Genomic DNA, 16,577 nt, shown 5'->3' with positions numbered 1-16,577 from the left:
AAATCTATAAATAAAATGAGTGGAAATATGAATTTAACGCTTAAAGTTTGGCGTCAAAAAAATGAGAATACTCGTGGTAAGTTTCATACTTATGAGGCGAAGGATATCTCTGAGGATATGTCTTTTCTTGAAATGCTCGACGTTGTAAATGATGAAATAACTCGTAAAGGAGAAGATCCAATTTATTTTGATCACGATTGTCGTGAAGGAATATGTGGAATGTGCTCTTTATATATAAATGGTCGGCCGCATGGTCCGAAAGAGCAGATAACCACCTGCCAGCTCCATATGAGAAGTTTTCATGATGGACAAACAATTGTTATAGAGCCTTGGAGAGCAGCAGCATTTCCTGTATTAAAGGATTTAGCGGTTGATCGTAGCGCTTTTGATCGTATTCAACAAGCTGGAGGATATATTTCGGTAAATACAGGTGGAACGCCGGATGCGAACATTATTCCAATTCCGAAGGTTAAGGCTGACGAAGCTTTTAATTCAGCAACTTGTATTGGTTGTGGAGCTTGTGTTGCAGCTTGTAAGAATTCATCTGCTATGCTATTTGTGGGTGCTAAGGTAGCTCAGTTCGCTGTATTGCCTCAAGGACAAGCAGAACGTAAGGAAAGAGCTCAGGCTATGGTAGATCAAATGGATAAAGAAGGTTTTGGATCTTGTACTAATACTGGTGCGTGCGAAGCTGAATGTCCGGTAGGAATTAGCTTATCAAATATTGCTACATTAAACAGAGAATACTTAGGCGCGAAGATTATTAAAGAGGTGGAAGTTCACTAAGTAATAACCTTCTTGTTATAAACGAATAAAGCTCCGATTTTCGGAGCTTTATTCGTTTATAATCTTTTTATAACTCTTACTAGAAGAGGCTGCAGATAGACTGCATAATGTTAAAATTCGGTACTTTAATGAATGAAACATTTAAAGAAGTTTCTTGCTCAATTAATGCCACATCAGAATAAACTAATAAAACTCCTAAAGCGATAAATATCGGAACTAGAAGTAATAGATAAGGTGAGATATTTAAAAATAAGCGTTTCATGGTATTGTTCTATTTTCTTAATAGATTAAGCGACAAATCTACAATATGGAATTGATAATCTCAAATATTTTTTATATATATTTTCGTGTCGATTAATGTTTTTCGTTCGAGTTTTCTCACTAAGAAAATGTTATGCCTTTTCTTCCCAGATCTTTGCAATCATCATAATAGTTAACACAGCTTTTTGCATATCTTGAACTGATACCCATTCTTGCTTTCCATGAAAGGCATGTTCTCCTGCAAAGATATTAGGACAAGGTAAACCCATGAAAGATAGTCTGGATCCATCTGTTCCGCCCCGGATACTGCGAAGAATGGGATTAATTCCTAGTCTTTCCAACGCTTCTATCCCAATCTCCGTTACCTTTGGAAAATCCTTGAGAACGTTTTTCATATTGCGGTATTGTTCATGGACGATAAACTCATAGGTGCACCCTGGATAGGCTGCAATAACTGTTTCAGTTATGTTCTTTAGTTCTGCTTCGTGATCCTTTAATTTATCGTCATTGAAATCGCGAATAATGAAGTGAAGAGTTACTTCTTCTACTGTACCCTGAATAGCAACTGGGTGAATAAAGCCTTCTCTTTCTGATGTTGTTTCTGGTGATAAACGATCTTTTGGTAACGAATCAAGAAGCTTTCCTGCAACCTTCAAGGCGTTCAGCATCTTGCCTTTGGCAAAACCAGGGTGAATGCTTATTCCTTGAATACGAATGATTACTTCATCTGCAGAGAAGGTTTCGTTCTCGATAGAACCTAAAGTTTCCCCATCTACTGTATAACCAAAATCGGCAGCGAGTTTTTTCATATCCAGTTTCTCAACTCCTCGCCCAACTTCTTCATCAGGGGTGAATAGAATTCGGATATCACCATGTTTGATTTCAGGGTGCTTTAATAATAGCCTTGCAGCATCCATAATAGCCGCAACTCCAGCCTTATTGTCTGCTCCTAGCAGAGTTGTTCCACTGGCAGTGATAATATCGTTGCCATGCTGTTTTGTTAAGTCAGGATGTTCACTTTCTTTGATTATTTGCTTCGGGTCATCTGGTAATATTAGATCTTCCCCTTGATAGTTTTTATGAATGATAGGTTTAACATTGAATCCACTGCAATCTGGAGAGGTGTCCATGTGTGCGCAGAAACAAATTGTCGGAACTTTTTTGTCTGTATTAGACGGGATTGTTGCAAAAACATAACCATGCTCATCAAGGTGTGCATCTTTTATTCCTAGTTCAAGCAATTGCTTTAATAAAAGATTGGCAAGATCCTTTTGTTTCTCAGTGGAAGGAAAACTTTCAGAATAGGGATCAGATTGCGTGTCGATTTGAACATATTGAAGGAAATGTTCAGTGACTTCAAATTCTTGTGTATTAATTTGTATGCTCATAGCTATTCAGCAAAAAACCCACGCTTGCGTGGGTTTTTTTGTTATGCGTTAGTTGATTCGTGTGTAAATTCTTCGTCGACTAAGATTCTGCCACAATGTTCGCAGACAATGATCTTTTTACGTTGACGGATATCAAGTTGTCTTTGTGGTGGAATTTGATTAAAACAACCTGAACAAGAATCACGATCAATGGTTACTACAGCCAGACCGTTCTTCGCATTTTTGCGTAAACGCTGGTAAGCTATCAATAATCTTTCTTCAATTTTCTTCTCGGCTTTTTCTGCTTTTGCTAATAGGTTCTGTTCTTCCTTTTCAGTTTCACCGGTAATATTAGCTAGCTCTTCTTTCTTTACAGCCAGATCTTTTTTACGTTCTTCGATATCAGCTTGGGCTTTCTCGTATTTAGAAGTTTTGGTCGTGATTTCGTATTCGAGCTCGCGGATCTTCTTTTCCTGAACTTGTATTTCTAAACCTTGTATCTCAACTTCTTTTGTAATAGCATCGTATTCACGGTTGTTCTTTACATCACCAAGTTGAGTTTCATATTTTTTGATGGCAGCTTGAGCATCCTTAATCTGATTTTTACGATTAACAATCGTATCCTCTAAGCTATCAAGCTCAGTTCGTATTTTCTCAATACGAGTTTCCAGGCCAGCTACTTCATCCTCAAGATCAGCTACTTCGATAGGAAGTTCGCCACGAACTTGATGAATTTTATCTATTTGTGTATGAATGGTTTGCAGGTTCCACAATGCTTGTAACTTCTGCTCTACAGTTTTTTCCATTAAAAATAATATTTTATGGGGTTCGTATTCTCAATTGTTATTCGGATTGCAAAGTTAGGGAATTTATTTCGGATTTTTTCCAACAATAAATGTTGTGTAAATTGCTCACTTTCAAAATGTCCGATATCTGCAATCATTATTTTATTTTCTGCATCAAAAAACTCATGATACTTAAAGTCGGCTGAAATGAAAGCGTCAGCTCCAGCACGAATTGCTTGTCTCAATAGGAAGCTTCCGGCGCCGCCACAAACAGCAACACGTTGGATATTTTTCTTCAATTTCTGAGTATGACGAATAACAGAAACTTGCATTTTCTCCTTTAGATAAGCGAGAAAATCATCTGCTGATAATGCCTCTGATAAATTGCCGACCATGCCAGAACCTATTTCCTGATAGGTATTTGAGAGAGAATAGATATTATAGGCTACTTCTTCATAAGGGTGGCTTTCAAACATGGCGATCAATATACTTCGCTCCAGGTGCTTTGGATATATAACTTCAATTGAAGTTTCTTTGGCCTCTTCACGAATGCCGATTTCTCCAAGCGATGGATTAGCATTCTCTTTTGGGAAGAAGGTACCCGTTCCATCGATATTAAAGCTGCATTCGGAATAATTGCCAATATTTCCTGCTCCGGCAGCAAATAAAGCATTTCGTACTTGTGCAGCATGGGTATTTGGTACAAATACGGACAGTTTTTTAAGAACCCCTTCTTTGGGTGAAAGTATTAAAGGTTTTTGAATGCCTAAGCGATTCATGATCTGCTGGTTTACGCCAAGTTGTATGTTGTCCAGATTCGTGTGGATAGCATATAATGCGATGCCATGTTTAATAGCTTTGGAAATTACACGTTCGATATAGCTGGCATCATTGAAGCGTTTCATTCCTTTAAATACAATGGGATGATGAGAGATAATTAAGTTGCAATTAGATTGAATTGCCTCATCAATCACAGCTTCAGTGCAATCTAAAGAAATCAGAGCCTGATTAATTTCCTGATCTGGCCTGCCTACAATCAGACCTGAATTATCATAATCTTCCTGCCATTCTAATGGTGCAAAGTTCTCTAGAAAAGATGTGATTTCAAGTAGTTTCATGCTCATTTGATTCCTTTTGTAACATAAGATAGCGGTTGTGCTCTTTTAAGAGTACACGAAAATTATCAATCTTAATCCAGTACCTGATAAAGAAATAGAGAGAGAATAATCCAGTGAATACTGAAAGCCCTTGAGAAACGGGGAAGTTAGCTAAGGCTATTAAAATAGCATAGGTGGTTCCAGTGACTTTTCCGGGATATTCTTCTTCGGGTATTTTGCGATCGTAAAATTCGTTGGTAAGCGAATCTGACATGCGAGATGCAATTACAAAATTCCAGTAGATATTAAAAATCGGAATCATAGCCAGCCATGCTAATTTAGGCTTAAGAAATCTGTTTCCTTCGGCTATGAGGTCTAAAGTCCTTTTTAATGTATGGCAATAAAATGCAAGGACCGTATAGTAAATAACCATGGTTATTGCCAGGGCCCAAATCATATCTTCGGTAAATGTTATTCCATTGTATTCCATCGTTACGAAATTACATTAAAAAACCAACAAATGGAGAAAGGCTGTGCTTAATTGAACAATAAAATGGTTATACTTGTTATAGCCAAAAATGAAAATAAATAAAGAAAGTCAAAGTGCCAAACAAGAAGCTGCCTGGCTTAAAGAGTTTTATGAAACTGGAGATTTAGAAGTTTTAGGCAAGCTCTATGAGCCTTACATGTTTTTAATATTCGGACTTTGCCTAAAATACCTGAAGGATACGACTAAGAGTGAAGATGCCGTTATGCAGATCTTTGAATCTTTGATTAAGAAGTTACGGGTTCACCGTGTTGAGAATTTTAAGGCATGGTTGTATACAGTTGCACGCAATCATTGTTTAATGCAGCTTCGGGCTACAGGTAAACAACCTGAAGTTCTATTTGATGAAAGTTTTATGGAAAGCGAAGCATTTTTGCATCCAGATAGCAGTGAGAATGACCATGAAGAACAGCTCCAAAAGATGGAGAATTGTATTGAGCAATTAAATGAAGAACAAAGGGTATGCGTTCGTTTATTTTACCTGGAAGAGAAGTGCTATAAAGAGATCTCAGAGATTACAAACTTTAGCATGAATCAGGTAAAAAGCTATATTCAAAATGGTAAACGGAATTTAAAAATTTGCATGGATAAAACCTATGAGTAAACAATACGATATATTATATATTCAACAATATTTAGAGGGCAGGTTAAGTGCCAAAGATATGCATCAATTAGAGCGCGATGCTCTGGAAGATGCGATGCTTCATGATGCTATAGAAGGTTTTCGTCTTACTAAGAACATCAATCATAAGCAGTTAAGTCTTCTTCAGCAGCAATTAGAAAGCAGGATAGAAGCTCAACAAACAGAAAAGAATAGATTTTATTTTACTGCTCAACGGTTAACGGTTGCCAGTGTGGCTGGTGTTATGCTAATCGTTATTGGAGTGTTGTTTTGGATGACTAATACTCCGCAAGTATCGAACTCAGCTAACAAAGGGTCTCAGATTGGCATGGAGGTGCATATACAGGATAAAGCCAATGCTACACTTGTAAGTGGCTCCATCGTGCCAAAGGATGGCTGGGTAAGTTTCAATGACTATCTGAGTGTAAATGGAGTAAAGATAGGTGAGGGAGAAGAAGTAAGTTTATACTTTGAAGTAAAAGATAATCAACCACAGAATGTCAAAATCATTTCTTCGAGTAACTTACAGACATCACAAGAGTTGATCAGGCTGTTACAGGAAGGCCCTCTATGGGAAGGTGAATCTGGGGAGCTAAAGATTAAGTTTTAAACTACTTCTTTTCAAGTGTAAAACCAAAGGTACTGCCAACACCTTCTTTACTGCGTACAGAAATGGTTTGCTGGTGAGCCTCCATAATATGTTTAACGATAGATAATCCCAGGCCGGATCCTCCAATTTCTCGCGCTCTGCTTTTCTCTGTTCTGAAAAATCTTTCAAAGATTCTCGGCAGGTTTTTCTCATCAATACCAATACCATTGTCGGCTACCTCCACTAAAATTTGGTCATGTAGTTCAAATATACGAACGGTAGTTTTCCCATCTTCATTACCGTATTTAATAGAGTTAGAGATCAGGTTGATCAATACCTGGCGTATTTTCTCTCGATCAGCAAATACCATGGTATGACCCTTTAGTTTATCTTTAAATACCAGTTTGATTTTGTGTTTTTGTGCTTTAAGCTCCAAGGATTCCAGAACTTCATTAATGAGCAATATAATATCGAATTGCTGAAAGTTAATGGGAAGTTCCCCACTTTCTAATTTAGAAATTTCATCAATGTCTTTGATCAGATAGCTTAATCGGTCCAGATTATTAGCGGCTTTGTTTAAAAAGCTGTTTGCTAAAAGCGGGTCTTCTTCAATTAAACCATCCTGTAAGGCATCAATATAGCCTTGAATAGTGAAAAGAGGTGTTTTAAATTCATGTGAAATATTAGAAAGGAATTCGCGACGGAATTTCTCTTGATTCTTCAATGCATCAATCTCTTCTTTTTTATCAATTGCCCATTCTCTAACCTCTTTCTGTACATCGCCTATCGGGTCTCTACTTATTTGTTCTCCTAAATTATCCTTTAAATCTTTTCCTAGTTTTAAATGATGAATCAATTTATAAATGATTTTAATCTTGCTATAGATATAGCGTTCCATTAAAAAATAGAAAAAGCAAAAGCTGATAATTAATGAACTTATGAAGGTTATAATCAGATAGAAAACATCGCGTTGGAAATAGAAGTTTACCAATGCGATAGCAAGTGAAACCAGTACGGCATTTAAGATTATTAACGATCTGAATTTCATTGCCTGATGTTTATTTAGCAGATGCTTCGACTTTTATAAACTCGCCCAATACTGTTTTTCCGCCTTGAACCTTGTCGCCAAGTTTAACGTTGATCTTAGTTCCTAAGGGTAAAAATACATCTACTCGGGAACCGAATTTTATAAAGCCGAATTCTTCGCCCTGGCTTACTGTTTTACCTTCGTCTACATACCAAACAATACGTCGGGCAAGAGCTCCGGCGATCTGTCTGAAAAGTATTTCTACACCTTTATTCTTAACAACAATCGTTGTACGTTCGTTTAAAGTTGAAGACTTTGGGTTCCATGCCATTAAATATTTACCAGGATGATATTTGAAATAAGTAATAATGCCGGAAATAGGGCTGCGGTTGCTGTGAACATTAACAGGCGACATGAATACTGAAACCTGGATGCGTTTCTCATTAAAATATTCCGTTTCCTCGGTTTCTTCAATAACAACTACCTTTCCATCGGCAGGACTTAAGATATAAAAATCATTTTGAGTAACGGTCAGTTTCGGACTTCTAAAGAATTGAAGTACAGTAATAAAAAGGAAGGCAGATAAAAGGTAAACCGACCAGGTCAATATCCCATTATTTGGGGCATAGTAATGAACAAGCGCATTAAGCACAAATATAAATAAAACACAAATGGCTATAGATGTATATCCTTCCTTATGTATGGTCATGTTATGTTATTTTGAGCAAAGATAATAATAAGCTGAACTACTCAATACGCTTTATAAATATCTTTTAAGTTTCTTCCCAGGCCATTATAATCCATTCCATAGCCTACTACGAAATCATCGGGTATTTCGAATCCTACGTAAGCAATATTCTTAAATTGATGCTGAAGCTTTTTCGGCTTTAACAAAAGGGTACATATAGAAATGGATGCGGGTTCTTTTTCTTTTATTCGTTTTAATAAGTAATTGAGCGTATTCCCGGTATCAATAATATCTTCGATGATAACAACCTCTCTATCTTTAATATCAACACATAATCCGATAATTTCTTGTACTTCATCTTTTCTAGTTTCTCCCTCATAAGAAGCTAGCTTAATAAAACAGATCTCAGCTGCAATATCAATTTCTTTCATCAGGTCTGCCATAAACATAAAAGACCCATTTAAGACACCGATAAAAACAGGAACTTGCTTTTCATAGGCAACATTAATCTGTGTACCAATGAGCCGTATTCTTTTTTTTATCTGATCGTGCTCTATGATTAATCCAAATTCCTTTTTATCAATATTAAGTCTCATCTTTTAATTGATTTTGGTTCCAAAGAGATCTTGAAGAAGTTGTTCTGCTTCTTTTATTTCACGCTCTAAATCTTCCTTGTTAATATCCTGGCTGATGGTGTCAGGAACACTGTGCGTAGGAAGTACTGCATTTCGTAAACTTACAGAATAAAAACCATAGGTTTGTGTGGAGTCGCGTGTTACAATACCATCATTTGCCATTAGCGATCCAATTAGCCGGAAATAGCTTGCTAAAAAAGGTTTAAGACCACCATATTCATTAAAACGATAGATCCCATTTTTAGGGCTTGGTACAATACTGGCCAAAAAGATGCTCTCACCTAAATCCAACTCAGAAGGTTTCTTCAAGAAATAGTTTTGAGATGCCTCAGATATGCCATAAACATTTCTTCCCCATTCAATTACATTTAGATAAACTTCCAGCATTCGCTGCTTGCTAACAATCTTATTATGCTCAATCAGCCATACAATCAACATCTCTTCTACCTTTCTGGCTATCGTTTTTTCGCGATCTAAAAACACGTTTTTCACCAATTGCATAGAAATAGTACTACCCCCCCGTTTAAATGCTTTTTCTTTAAAATTAGTAGCTATTGAGGCACGAATAGACCTTTCTTCAAAGCCCTCATGGCTGAAAAACAAAGGGTCTTCTGCAGTAAGAACAGCGTTTCTTAAAAGTGGGGAGATTTGATTTAGGGGGGTAAAGTTTGGATTATCCGGACCTACAATAATATCCCTAACAGGTTTCCCATCTTCATAGGGAGTATAAACAAATTGTGAGTTTATTTTGGAGAAGTCTGTTTTTCCAAATGCATTTATTTTGAAACCGCTTTCTTGAAGTGCGGAGTGAAGTTTAACACTATCTGGATTCTTTGTATCTAAGAAGAAGTCTGCACTGTATTTCATTGTGCCACTTACTTTGATTCCTTCTAACGATTCAAACAAACCTGCCGGAAATGAGTCAAAGACATCTTGAGCCTTCGTTTCCGGAACTTCTAAACCCAAAGCAATGGTCTTATTAGGACTTAGTGAAAATCTTGCATAAGGCTTTGCAGTAACCTTGGCAATCGTTGCTTGTGAGTTTTTATCAAGCTCAATATAATCTTTACCAATAATTACTTCAGCATCAATTGATCCATTCGGTACAATCACATTATTAGAAGCTATTCGCCAATGATTTACTAAGAGGTTGACAACCCTGCCGCTGGCACTTATCTGGAAATCTTCTTTTCCATTATTCCATTTAACTTTCTTTAAATGTGCTTCAAGGGTATCGAAATTCAATTTAAGGCCATATTTCTTTTCCAGCAGAGGGAATTCAACTTTCTTCTCCTTTGCAGTAAGCTGAAAGAATAAATTATTCTTATTCGGTTTAAGGTCTCCGTTCAGATACCAGGTTGCTTGATTCTGGTTTACCAGAATAGTTGATGTTAATTCACCATCATCGATATCTGCAGCAGGTACTGTTAAACTTTGTTGCAAACTATCATCCTGATAGCTAACCACAAAATTTCTGAGTTTCATATTATCAGGTATCTTGAATAACACCTGATGAATCATTCTATCTGCAACATTTGCCAGGTTGAGTGGCTCCTTGTTGGTCGAAGTTTCAGTGCTGTCCTTCTTGCGAAATATGAAATCGTAATTACTGATACTGTCTTTTTTAACAAAAGTAATGGAAGCATTTTCCAGGCCTAAGTCTGCAATCTTTGTATTTCCAAAGAGCAGGGGAAGTATTTTAATGCTAACAGTTAATGTTTGTATGGATGCTAATTGATCTGCCTTTTGTGGAACCACTTTTACATTCTCAAGAGTTACCTCGCTCAATCCTGAGAAATAAGCCTTGCCAATGCTTAGGTCTATCTGATATTCCTGATTGGCCTTTTCCTGTGCTCTTAAGATAGCGCTTTTCAGCAGAGGATCTCTTTTATTGATAACGATAATTGAAATAACCGTCAATAACACAATAAAGGAGCCTGCCACAATACCAGCTATCTTGTAGTATCTTTTCGGTATCCTCCTGAAAAAGGAAATTAAAGTGTCCAATTGTTTGATCTCTGCTGTCTTAATGTTAATTGAATGTAGAATATTCTGTAAATATCCGTAAAATCTGTTGTTTTTCAAGATTATGAGCCTTATTTCTTAAATTTGAAAACAAAAATAATAGAGGGCGTGTAATGATTACGAAAGAACAAGTTTTAAAAGCTTTAAGTTATGTTGAGGATCCTGATTTCAAGAAAGATCTGGTTACCCTTAATATGATTAAAGATATAGAAATAACCCCTGATACGTTAAGTTTCAGTGTGGAGTTAACAACCCCTGCTTGTCCGATGAAAGATCATCTTGAAAACGCTTGCCGGAATGCCATAACTCATTTTGTTTCCAAAGATATTGAGGTTAAAATTAATATGACATCGCGTGTCGTGGCACCTAAGAACAGTCAGTTACCCAATGTTAAACATATAATTTTAGTATCGTCAGGTAAGGGCGGTGTAGGTAAATCAACGGTTGCTTGCAATTTGGCATTGGCTTTAAGTATTCAAGGAGCAAAAACAGGATTAATCGACGCAGATATATACGGTCCTTCATTACCAATTATGTTTGGTTTAGAAGGAATGAAGCCAGGCACTGTATTAGGTGCAGATGGAAAACAGAAAATTGTTCCTATTGAGAAATGGGGCTTAAAGCTACTTTCTATTGGCTTCTTTACTGATCCGAATCAACCCGTTCCATGGCGCGGCCCTATGGCAAGTTCAGCTGTAAAGCAGCTTTTTAACGATGCAGATTGGGGCGAATTGGATTATCTTATCGTGGATCTTCCTCCTGGTACAGGCGATATTCATATTACCATTGCACAGGGTTACCCGATAACCGGTGCGGTGGTCGTTTCTACCCCTCAGAATGTAGCCGTTGCCGATGCAACAAAAGGTATAGGAATGTTTTTAATGGATTCTATCAATATTCCTCTTTTAGGCATTATTGAGAACATGGCTTATTTTACACCTGCAGAATTACCTGATAATAAATATTATATTTTTGGAAAAGGAGGAGGAAAGTATTTGTCTGAGCGGTTTGAAGTGCCTCTTTTAGGAGAAATTCCACTCGTTAAGAGTATTAGTGACTCGGGAGATATTGGTGTTCCTGCTGTAATGGATGATGATTCAATTGTAGGTAAGATTTTTATGGAAATTGCAAGTAAGGTTGCACAACAATTATCGATTCTAAATGAAGCAAGCTTTCTGAAAGCATAAGTTTTCGGAAGGCTAGATATTTTAGTATCTTTACATTTAAAGATGTTGGTTATGGAATTAAAGGAAAGAGTAGAGCAGGCATTAGATAGTATGCGGCCTTTTCTAGAGACAGATGGGGGGAATGTTGCTATCGAGGAAATTACGGAGGACAATGTTGTGAAACTTCGCCTAATAGGTGCATGTGCTTCGTGTTCTATGAGTATTATGACTTTTAAAGCAGGTTTGGAACAGGCAATCAAGAAAGCAGTCCCAGAAGTTACAGCTGTAGAGGCTGTTAACCTTACAGATTTTTCTGATCCCAATGCAACGATGCCTTTTAGGCAGGCTTGATTTAACATTTTTTAACCTGAGCCAATCCTATAATTTGATAGTTTTGTGTCTATGAGATTTTGTTTAAGAGCAATAGTAATTGTCCTATTTTTTGGTATTTCTATGGGTGCGTATGCCCAGGAGGATACCACGAATAAATTAGTGCAATTTACTGGTATTATTCAAAATGCAGACTCTTCCACGGTCGTTGTTCCTTTCGTGTCTATCAAAAATATCTCTTATAAGAATCAATTCTTTGCATCCAATCATCAGGGCTACTTCTCATTTGTGGCTCGCGAAAGAGATACCATTGAATTTAGTGCAATTGGATATCGGACTACACAAATTGTTATTCCTGAATCAAAAGACAATCGTTATAGCGAGATTATTAAAATGCAGGCAAGCATAACCAATCTCCCTGTAGTGGTCGTTCTTCCTTGGGCAAGTGTTGAAGAGTTTAATTTAGCTTTTCTTGCTTTAGACGTTGCAGATGATGATTATCTTTTAGCAAAGCGTAATCTTAGCAGAGAAAGTTTGCTAGCCATGGCTCGTGAGGCACCTCGAAGTGCTGCCGAGATACAGAATTATAATGCAGTAAGCAGCCATTTAAACATGGTTAATAAGAATATTAACCAACGCTATGCAAATCCATTGCTGAATCCTTTTGCCTGGGCAAAATTTATTGATCAGATTTCCAAAGGAAAAGAGAGTAATTAGCTTTGTATTCTTATTCTATCCAGGTTACTTTCTCTTTAAGAGGAGAGCGTTTTCCTAATGATCTTTTTTCCTTATGGTAGCCCATATAGAACAGACCAATGCAACTCTCATTCTTAGATAAGTTGAGAAATGAATTAAGGTCATCAATTATCTTTGAGCTGCTCCAATACGATCCGATATCTTCTGCAGAGGCTGCTAGTGCTAAGTTTTGCACAGCAGACGCGACAGCAGCAAGCTCTTCCCATTTAGGTATTTTGCCACTTTCACTTAGACAAATGGCAATTACTGCTCCAGACTGTAATACCTTTTCCCGAATAGATTCGCCTTTTTTCTTGCTATAATCGTCCTTAGAGACGCTTTTCTTATATTGTTTTTTTAGTTCATCAGCCAGTTTAACTAAACCCTCACCGGTAAATACAGTAAACTTCCAGGGTTGGGTTAGTTTATGGGTAGGCGCCTGAACAGCACATTTAAGCAGCTCTAGCAGAATTTCTTTAGGGATCGGTTTATCGATGTAGTTTTTAGGAAAAACACTTCTACGATATTTAATTAACTCCTGAACCGTTGTCTTTAACTCACTCATATCTTATTGGGCTAAAATAGCTGATAATCCTTTTTTAATTCGTTTTATACTTTCCTCTTTCCCTAAGGTTGCGGCAATATCAAAAATATGAGGGCCAAATTTGCCTCCTACTAACATAATCCTAAATGGAAGCATCAGCTCTCCCATTTTTAACCCACTTGCTTGTATTGCAAGCTTATAAAGACTTTCTATACCTTCAGAATTCCAGGGTTCATAACCCTCAAACTTCTCAATAATATCAGTAAAGAATGAAGTTTTTTCTACAGTCCATTTTGGTAACACAGAAGCCAGGTCATATGTTTCTGGCTCTTTAAAGAAGAAAGAAGCCTGATCCCAGAAGTCTGTTAAAAGCATCAATCTTTCTTTCACTAAATTTATAACGATATCCAGATAATGATTCTCTACTTGAAAGATTTGATGTTCTGCCAGGACTGCAGTAAAATAAGGTCTTAATTCTTCAATATCAGATTTTTTGATCCACTCATGGTTAAACCATTTAGCTTTTTCAAAATCGAACTTTGCGCCAGAGTTGTTGATCCTCTCTATAGAGAATTTTTCTACCAGTTCTTCTAGTGAGAATAGTTCTTGATCAGAACCATCATTCCATCCCAAAAGAGCCAGCATATTTACAAATGCTTCTGGAAGAAATCCCATTTCCCTGAAACCTTTAATTAGCTCCCCCGAAGCTGGGTCTGTCCAGTTCATTGCAAAAACCGGAAAACCTAATCGGTCACCATCGCGTTTACTTAACTTACCATGTCCATCAGGCTTTAAGATCAATGGTAAATGTGCCCACTGGGGCATTTCCTTTTTCCAGCCCAGATATTCCCATAGTAAAATGTGAATAGGAGCTGAAGGAAGCCATTCTTCACCTCTGAAAATATGGCTGATCTGCATTTTATGATCATCAACTACCACTGCTAAATGATAAGTAGGCATGTTATCTGCCTTTAAAAGTATTTTATCATCTACAATATTGGTCTCAAAACTTACCTGGCCACGAATCATATCGCTGAAACTTATCGTTTCATCTTCAGGAACTTTAAGACGAATAACATGCGGAGTATTATTCTCAAGTAAAGAGCGCACCTCATCTTCCGGAAGGCTTAATGAATTCCGCATACTTGAGCGGGTTTTATGCCCGTAAGTAAAGTTAGGGGTTTTATTGCGTTCAGCATTTAATTCTTCTGGCGTGTCGAATGCATAATAGGCATTGCCATCTTCAACTAATCTCTCAGCATACGCACGATAAGATGCTTTCCGCTCACTCTGACGGTACGGTCCAAACTCACCGGGGTTTTGCGGACTTTCTTGTGGTAAAATCCCACACCAGCTTAAACATTCAATAATATATTCTTCTGCTCCAGCTACAAAACGTGTTTGATCTGTGTCCTCAATGCGAAGAATAAAATCGCCATTGTGTTTTTTTGCAAACAAATAATTAAACAAAGCCGTGCGAACACCGCCTAAATGTAAGCCACCAGTAGGGCTCGGTGCAAAGCGCACCCGAACTTTTTTATCATCAACCATTCGGCAAAGATAAATATTTGAAAGCGAGCTTGCGCTTATTCGTTTATGTTTTGATAGAAATATGTATTTTGGCTAAAATTATTTGTCATGAATCCCTATCAGAATAATCAACGTTGGAAATTCGCCCTCTTAATTTTTGCTGCAATCATAGCCGGTACTTCTTTAATTTATACCAATTATCTGGTAAAGAATCTATCGGCTGCTGAGCGTACAAAAGCAGAAGTATGGGCAATGAGTACACGCAATATTTTTGATATGCCCGATGTTAATGACGAATTCACAACTTTTATTTATGCAATACGCGATAGCTTGGCAATGCCTGCCATTATCGCTGACGCAAGAGATAGCATCTTTTATTGGAAGGGCTTAGACACTTCACGTACCAATATCAGTTTCCAGAATGAAATTGTGATGGAGGGCACTCCTATGCCTAAGTATGATCCCGCTTATTTCAATCGGCAGCTAAAGATCATGAAAGAGCAGCATCCACCTATTATTGTTGATCTCTACAATGGTGAGTCCTGGTATATCTATTATAAAGATTCTGCTTTATTGACGCAGCTGCGCATTTTTCCCTATGTTCAGCTTTCGTTAATTGCTATTTTTCTGGTGATAGCCTATACCGTTTTTAACTCCATCAGAAAATCTGAACAGAACCAGGTCTGGTTAGGTATGGCAAAAGAAGCTGCCCATCAACTCGGGACACCAATCTCCTCCCTAATGGCATGGGTAGAACTCATTAAAGCTAAGTTTAATGCAGAAGATGATCCATTAATTGATGAAATGGGGCAGGATGTTAAACGTTTGGAAGTCGTCGCTGATCGGTTTTCTAAGATTGGATCTAAGCCTGTTTTAGAGCCACATAACTTATATGATGTTATAAAAGACTTTGTTAATTACTTTAAAATAAGAGTGAGTGATAAAATAGAGTTCGTGGTTTCCGGAGATAAACATGTGGAGGCTATGTTAAATGTTCCCTTGTTCGATTGGGTATTAGAGAACATCATGAAAAATGCTACCAATGCAATAGACTCGACAGGAAAAATAGAGGTCAGAATTGAAGAGAATATTGTTAGAGAACAGATTTTTATCGACATTAGTGACAATGGAAGAGGAATTCCACGTTCTATGTTTGATGCAGTTTTTCAGCCGGGTTTTACAACCCGGAAACGTGGATGGGGGCTTGGACTTTCTCTCACAAAAAGAATGGTAGAAAATTACCATAACGGTCAGGTCTTTGTTAAAGATTCCGAAATAGGAAAAGGTACAACCTTTAGAATTATATTAAAAAGCAGCTTAGTTTATGAACCCGCTAAAATCTGATGAATACCCTGTCTCATGGGAACCGTATATTGAAGTAGTGAATAAAGATCCTAAGGATGTTTTAAAAGAACAGTTGATCTCTTTTCCAGCTTTCCTAGCAAGTATCCCTCCTGAAAAAGCAGAATATGCCTATGCTGAGGGGAAATGGACCATCAAAGAAGTCGTTGGTCATGTCATTGATACTGAGCGAATAATGGCCTATCGTGCATTACGCTTTGCGCGCAATGATACTCAGTCCTTGCCGGGCTACGATGAAGAAACCTTTGTTCAAAATGCTCACTTCAACGATTATAGTTTAGAACATTATTCGGAAGAATTTACTTTATTACGTAAATCTAATCTGATGCTAATCGAATCTTTCAATACGAATGAGTTGTTGAGAAGTGGTTTAGCGAATGATCGTTTAGTTAGTGTCCGTGCACTTGTTTATGTAATTGCAGGTCATCTGGCTCATCATCGAAGCATTATCCAGGATCGCTATTTGAATGATATTTAATTT

Annotated in this window: 19 protein-coding genes; 8 read left to right on the top strand and 11 right to left on the bottom strand. The window is 37.3% G+C overall.

The features are described from left to right. Nucleotides 1–15: 15 nt before the first annotated feature. A complete protein-coding gene (locus C8N28_RS06585; protein ID WP_221410213.1) occupies nucleotides 16–786 on the top strand; it encodes a succinate dehydrogenase/fumarate reductase iron-sulfur subunit in 771 nt (256 codons plus the stop codon). 79 nt (nucleotides 787–865) lie between these two features. Here the strand turns inward: C8N28_RS06585 and C8N28_RS13780 are convergent, their stop codons facing one another. The 5 genes from C8N28_RS13780 to C8N28_RS06565 all read right to left on the bottom strand — a co-directional run bounded on the left by C8N28_RS13780 (nucleotide 866) and on the right by C8N28_RS06565 (nucleotide 4,786). Further along, nucleotides 866–1,048: a hypothetical protein gene (locus tag C8N28_RS13780; protein WP_165870307.1), complete on the bottom strand. Its 183-nt coding sequence runs from the start codon at nucleotides 1,046–1,048 to the stop codon at nucleotides 866–868. Nucleotides 1,049–1,178: 130 nt separating this feature from the next. Next, nucleotides 1,179–2,435 carry a peptidase T gene (gene pepT, locus C8N28_RS06580; RefSeq protein WP_132222845.1) on the bottom strand — a complete coding sequence of 419 codons (1,257 nt, stop codon included), beginning with the start codon at nucleotides 2,433–2,435 and terminating at the stop codon, nucleotides 1,179–1,181. A 41-nt stretch (nucleotides 2,436–2,476) separates the two neighbouring features. Further along, complete coding sequence (locus C8N28_RS06575; protein ID WP_132222843.1) at nucleotides 2,477–3,220, bottom strand: zinc ribbon domain-containing protein; 744 nt, start codon at nucleotides 3,218–3,220, stop codon at nucleotides 2,477–2,479. Continuing rightward, nucleotides 3,220–4,317, bottom strand: a complete 1,098-nt coding sequence (locus tag C8N28_RS06570) for a Nif3-like dinuclear metal center hexameric protein (protein ID WP_132222841.1) — start codon at nucleotides 4,315–4,317, stop codon at nucleotides 3,220–3,222. Before C8N28_RS06570 ends, C8N28_RS06575 begins: the two co-directional genes overlap by 1 nt. After that, nucleotides 4,304–4,786, bottom strand: a complete 483-nt coding sequence (locus C8N28_RS06565; RefSeq protein ID WP_132222839.1) for a hypothetical protein — start codon at nucleotides 4,784–4,786, stop codon at nucleotides 4,304–4,306. Before C8N28_RS06565 ends, C8N28_RS06570 begins: the two co-directional genes overlap by 14 nt. 88 nt (nucleotides 4,787–4,874) lie before the next feature. On the opposite strand from C8N28_RS06565, the gene C8N28_RS06560 reads away from it, so the two are divergent. Then, a complete protein-coding gene (locus tag C8N28_RS06560; protein WP_132222837.1) occupies nucleotides 4,875–5,447 on the top strand; it encodes an RNA polymerase sigma factor in 573 nt (190 codons plus the stop codon). Further along, complete coding sequence (locus tag C8N28_RS06555) at nucleotides 5,440–6,075, top strand: hypothetical protein (protein ID WP_132222835.1); 636 nt, start codon at nucleotides 5,440–5,442, stop codon at nucleotides 6,073–6,075. The genes C8N28_RS06560 and C8N28_RS06555 overlap by 8 nt, the downstream gene beginning before the upstream one ends. 1 nt (nucleotide 6,076) lies before the next feature. Here C8N28_RS06555 and C8N28_RS06550 read toward each other — a convergent pair whose 3' ends face one another. The 4 genes from C8N28_RS06550 to C8N28_RS06535 are packed head-to-tail and all read right to left on the bottom strand — an operon-like array spanning nucleotide 6,077 to nucleotide 10,489. Continuing rightward, the gene (locus C8N28_RS06550) at nucleotides 6,077–7,102 is read right to left on the bottom strand and encodes a sensor histidine kinase (RefSeq protein WP_132222833.1); all 1,026 of its coding nucleotides are present in this window, start codon (nucleotides 7,100–7,102) and stop codon (nucleotides 6,077–6,079) included. 10 nt (nucleotides 7,103–7,112) lie between these two features. Continuing rightward, nucleotides 7,113–7,790, bottom strand: a complete 678-nt coding sequence (locus tag C8N28_RS06545; RefSeq protein WP_132222831.1) for a phosphatidylserine decarboxylase family protein — start codon at nucleotides 7,788–7,790, stop codon at nucleotides 7,113–7,115. A 41-nt stretch (nucleotides 7,791–7,831) separates the two neighbouring features. Then, nucleotides 7,832–8,365, bottom strand: a complete 534-nt coding sequence (gene hpt / locus C8N28_RS06540; protein ID WP_132222829.1) for a hypoxanthine phosphoribosyltransferase — start codon at nucleotides 8,363–8,365, stop codon at nucleotides 7,832–7,834. A 3-nt stretch (nucleotides 8,366–8,368) separates the two neighbouring features. Beyond that, a complete protein-coding gene (locus tag C8N28_RS06535) occupies nucleotides 8,369–10,489 on the bottom strand; it encodes a transglycosylase domain-containing protein (RefSeq protein ID WP_246012767.1) in 2,121 nt (706 codons plus the stop codon). Nucleotides 10,490–10,542: 53 nt separating this feature from the next. Between C8N28_RS06535 and C8N28_RS06530 the strand changes: the two genes are divergently transcribed. The 3 genes from C8N28_RS06530 to C8N28_RS06520 are packed head-to-tail and all read left to right on the top strand — an operon-like array spanning nucleotide 10,543 to nucleotide 12,642. After that, on the top strand, nucleotides 10,543–11,616 hold the full coding sequence (locus C8N28_RS06530) for an Mrp/NBP35 family ATP-binding protein (RefSeq protein WP_132222827.1): 1,074 nt from the start codon (nucleotides 10,543–10,545) through the stop codon (nucleotides 11,614–11,616). 51 nt (nucleotides 11,617–11,667) lie between these two features. Continuing rightward, nucleotides 11,668–11,946 carry a NifU family protein gene (locus C8N28_RS06525; RefSeq protein WP_132222825.1) on the top strand — a complete coding sequence of 93 codons (279 nt, stop codon included), beginning with the start codon at nucleotides 11,668–11,670 and terminating at the stop codon, nucleotides 11,944–11,946. 51 nt (nucleotides 11,947–11,997) lie between these two features. Further along, nucleotides 11,998–12,642, top strand: coding sequence for a peptidase associated/transthyretin-like domain-containing protein (locus tag C8N28_RS06520; RefSeq protein WP_132222823.1), 645 nt, complete (start codon nucleotides 11,998–12,000; stop codon nucleotides 12,640–12,642). A 10-nt stretch (nucleotides 12,643–12,652) separates the two neighbouring features. Here the strand turns inward: C8N28_RS06520 and C8N28_RS06515 are convergent, their stop codons facing one another. After that, nucleotides 12,653–13,225, bottom strand: a complete 573-nt coding sequence (locus C8N28_RS06515; protein WP_132222821.1) for a nitroreductase family protein — start codon at nucleotides 13,223–13,225, stop codon at nucleotides 12,653–12,655. A gap of 3 nt (nucleotides 13,226–13,228) precedes the next feature. Further along, nucleotides 13,229–14,755 carry a glutamate--tRNA ligase gene (gltX, locus tag C8N28_RS06510; protein ID WP_132222819.1) on the bottom strand — a complete coding sequence of 509 codons (1,527 nt, stop codon included), beginning with the start codon at nucleotides 14,753–14,755 and terminating at the stop codon, nucleotides 13,229–13,231. A gap of 87 nt (nucleotides 14,756–14,842) precedes the next feature. On the opposite strand from gltX, the gene C8N28_RS06505 reads away from it, so the two are divergent. Both C8N28_RS06505 and C8N28_RS06500 read left to right on the top strand, forming a co-directional pair. Continuing rightward, nucleotides 14,843–16,078 (top strand): sensor histidine kinase, encoded by a 1,236-nt coding sequence (locus C8N28_RS06505; RefSeq protein ID WP_132222817.1) that lies wholly within the window; start codon nucleotides 14,843–14,845, stop codon nucleotides 16,076–16,078. Beyond that, on the top strand, nucleotides 16,059–16,574 hold the full coding sequence (locus C8N28_RS06500) for a DinB family protein (protein WP_132222815.1): 516 nt from the start codon (nucleotides 16,059–16,061) through the stop codon (nucleotides 16,572–16,574). The genes C8N28_RS06505 and C8N28_RS06500 overlap by 20 nt, the downstream gene beginning before the upstream one ends. The last annotated feature ends 3 nt before the right edge of the window (nucleotides 16,575–16,577 follow it).

Origin of the sequence: Albibacterium bauzanense (assembly GCF_004339765.1) — a bacterium.
GTDB classification, from domain to species: Bacteria; Bacteroidota; Bacteroidia; order Sphingobacteriales; family Sphingobacteriaceae; genus Albibacterium; species Albibacterium bauzanense.
The sequence above is the reverse complement of the archived record's forward strand: the minus strand, read 5'-3'. Positions and strand labels throughout refer to the sequence as shown.

What these genes read in the sequence shown, in the direction of transcription:
- C8N28_RS06500 (WP_132222815.1), top strand. Translation starts at nt 16,059, where the DNA reads ATGAACCCGCTAAAATCTGATGAATACCCTGTCTCATGGGAACCGTAT.
- C8N28_RS06550 (WP_132222833.1), bottom strand. Translation starts at nt 7,102, where the DNA reads ATGAAATTCAGATCGTTAATAATCTTAAATGCCGTACTGGTTTCACTT.
- C8N28_RS06565 (WP_132222839.1), bottom strand. Translation starts at nt 4,786, where the DNA reads ATGGAATACAATGGAATAACATTTACCGAAGATATGATTTGGGCCCTG.
- C8N28_RS06575 (WP_132222843.1), bottom strand. Translation starts at nt 3,220, where the DNA reads ATGGAAAAAACTGTAGAGCAGAAGTTACAAGCATTGTGGAACCTGCAA.
- C8N28_RS06555 (WP_132222835.1), top strand. Translation starts at nt 5,440, where the DNA reads ATGAGTAAACAATACGATATATTATATATTCAACAATATTTAGAGGGC.
- C8N28_RS06530 (WP_132222827.1), top strand. Translation starts at nt 10,543, where the DNA reads ATGATTACGAAAGAACAAGTTTTAAAAGCTTTAAGTTATGTTGAGGAT.
- C8N28_RS06560 (WP_132222837.1), top strand. Translation starts at nt 4,875, where the DNA reads ATGAAAATAAATAAAGAAAGTCAAAGTGCCAAACAAGAAGCTGCCTGG.
- C8N28_RS06505 (WP_132222817.1), top strand. Translation starts at nt 14,843, where the DNA reads ATGAATCCCTATCAGAATAATCAACGTTGGAAATTCGCCCTCTTAATT.
- pepT (WP_132222845.1), bottom strand. Translation starts at nt 2,435, where the DNA reads ATGAGCATACAAATTAATACACAAGAATTTGAAGTCACTGAACATTTC.
- hpt (WP_132222829.1), bottom strand. Translation starts at nt 8,365, where the DNA reads ATGAGACTTAATATTGATAAAAAGGAATTTGGATTAATCATAGAGCAC.
- C8N28_RS06515 (WP_132222821.1), bottom strand. Translation starts at nt 13,225, where the DNA reads ATGAGTGAGTTAAAGACAACGGTTCAGGAGTTAATTAAATATCGTAGA.
- C8N28_RS06545 (WP_132222831.1), bottom strand. Translation starts at nt 7,790, where the DNA reads ATGACCATACATAAGGAAGGATATACATCTATAGCCATTTGTGTTTTA.
- C8N28_RS06520 (WP_132222823.1), top strand. Translation starts at nt 11,998, where the DNA reads ATGAGATTTTGTTTAAGAGCAATAGTAATTGTCCTATTTTTTGGTATT.
- C8N28_RS06585 (WP_221410213.1), top strand. Translation starts at nt 16, where the DNA reads ATGAGTGGAAATATGAATTTAACGCTTAAAGTTTGGCGTCAAAAAAAT.
- C8N28_RS13780 (WP_165870307.1), bottom strand. Translation starts at nt 1,048, where the DNA reads ATGAAACGCTTATTTTTAAATATCTCACCTTATCTATTACTTCTAGTT.
- C8N28_RS06570 (WP_132222841.1), bottom strand. Translation starts at nt 4,317, where the DNA reads ATGAAACTACTTGAAATCACATCTTTTCTAGAGAACTTTGCACCATTA.
- gltX (WP_132222819.1), bottom strand. Translation starts at nt 14,755, where the DNA reads ATGGTTGATGATAAAAAAGTTCGGGTGCGCTTTGCACCGAGCCCTACT.
- C8N28_RS06525 (WP_132222825.1), top strand. Translation starts at nt 11,668, where the DNA reads ATGGAATTAAAGGAAAGAGTAGAGCAGGCATTAGATAGTATGCGGCCT.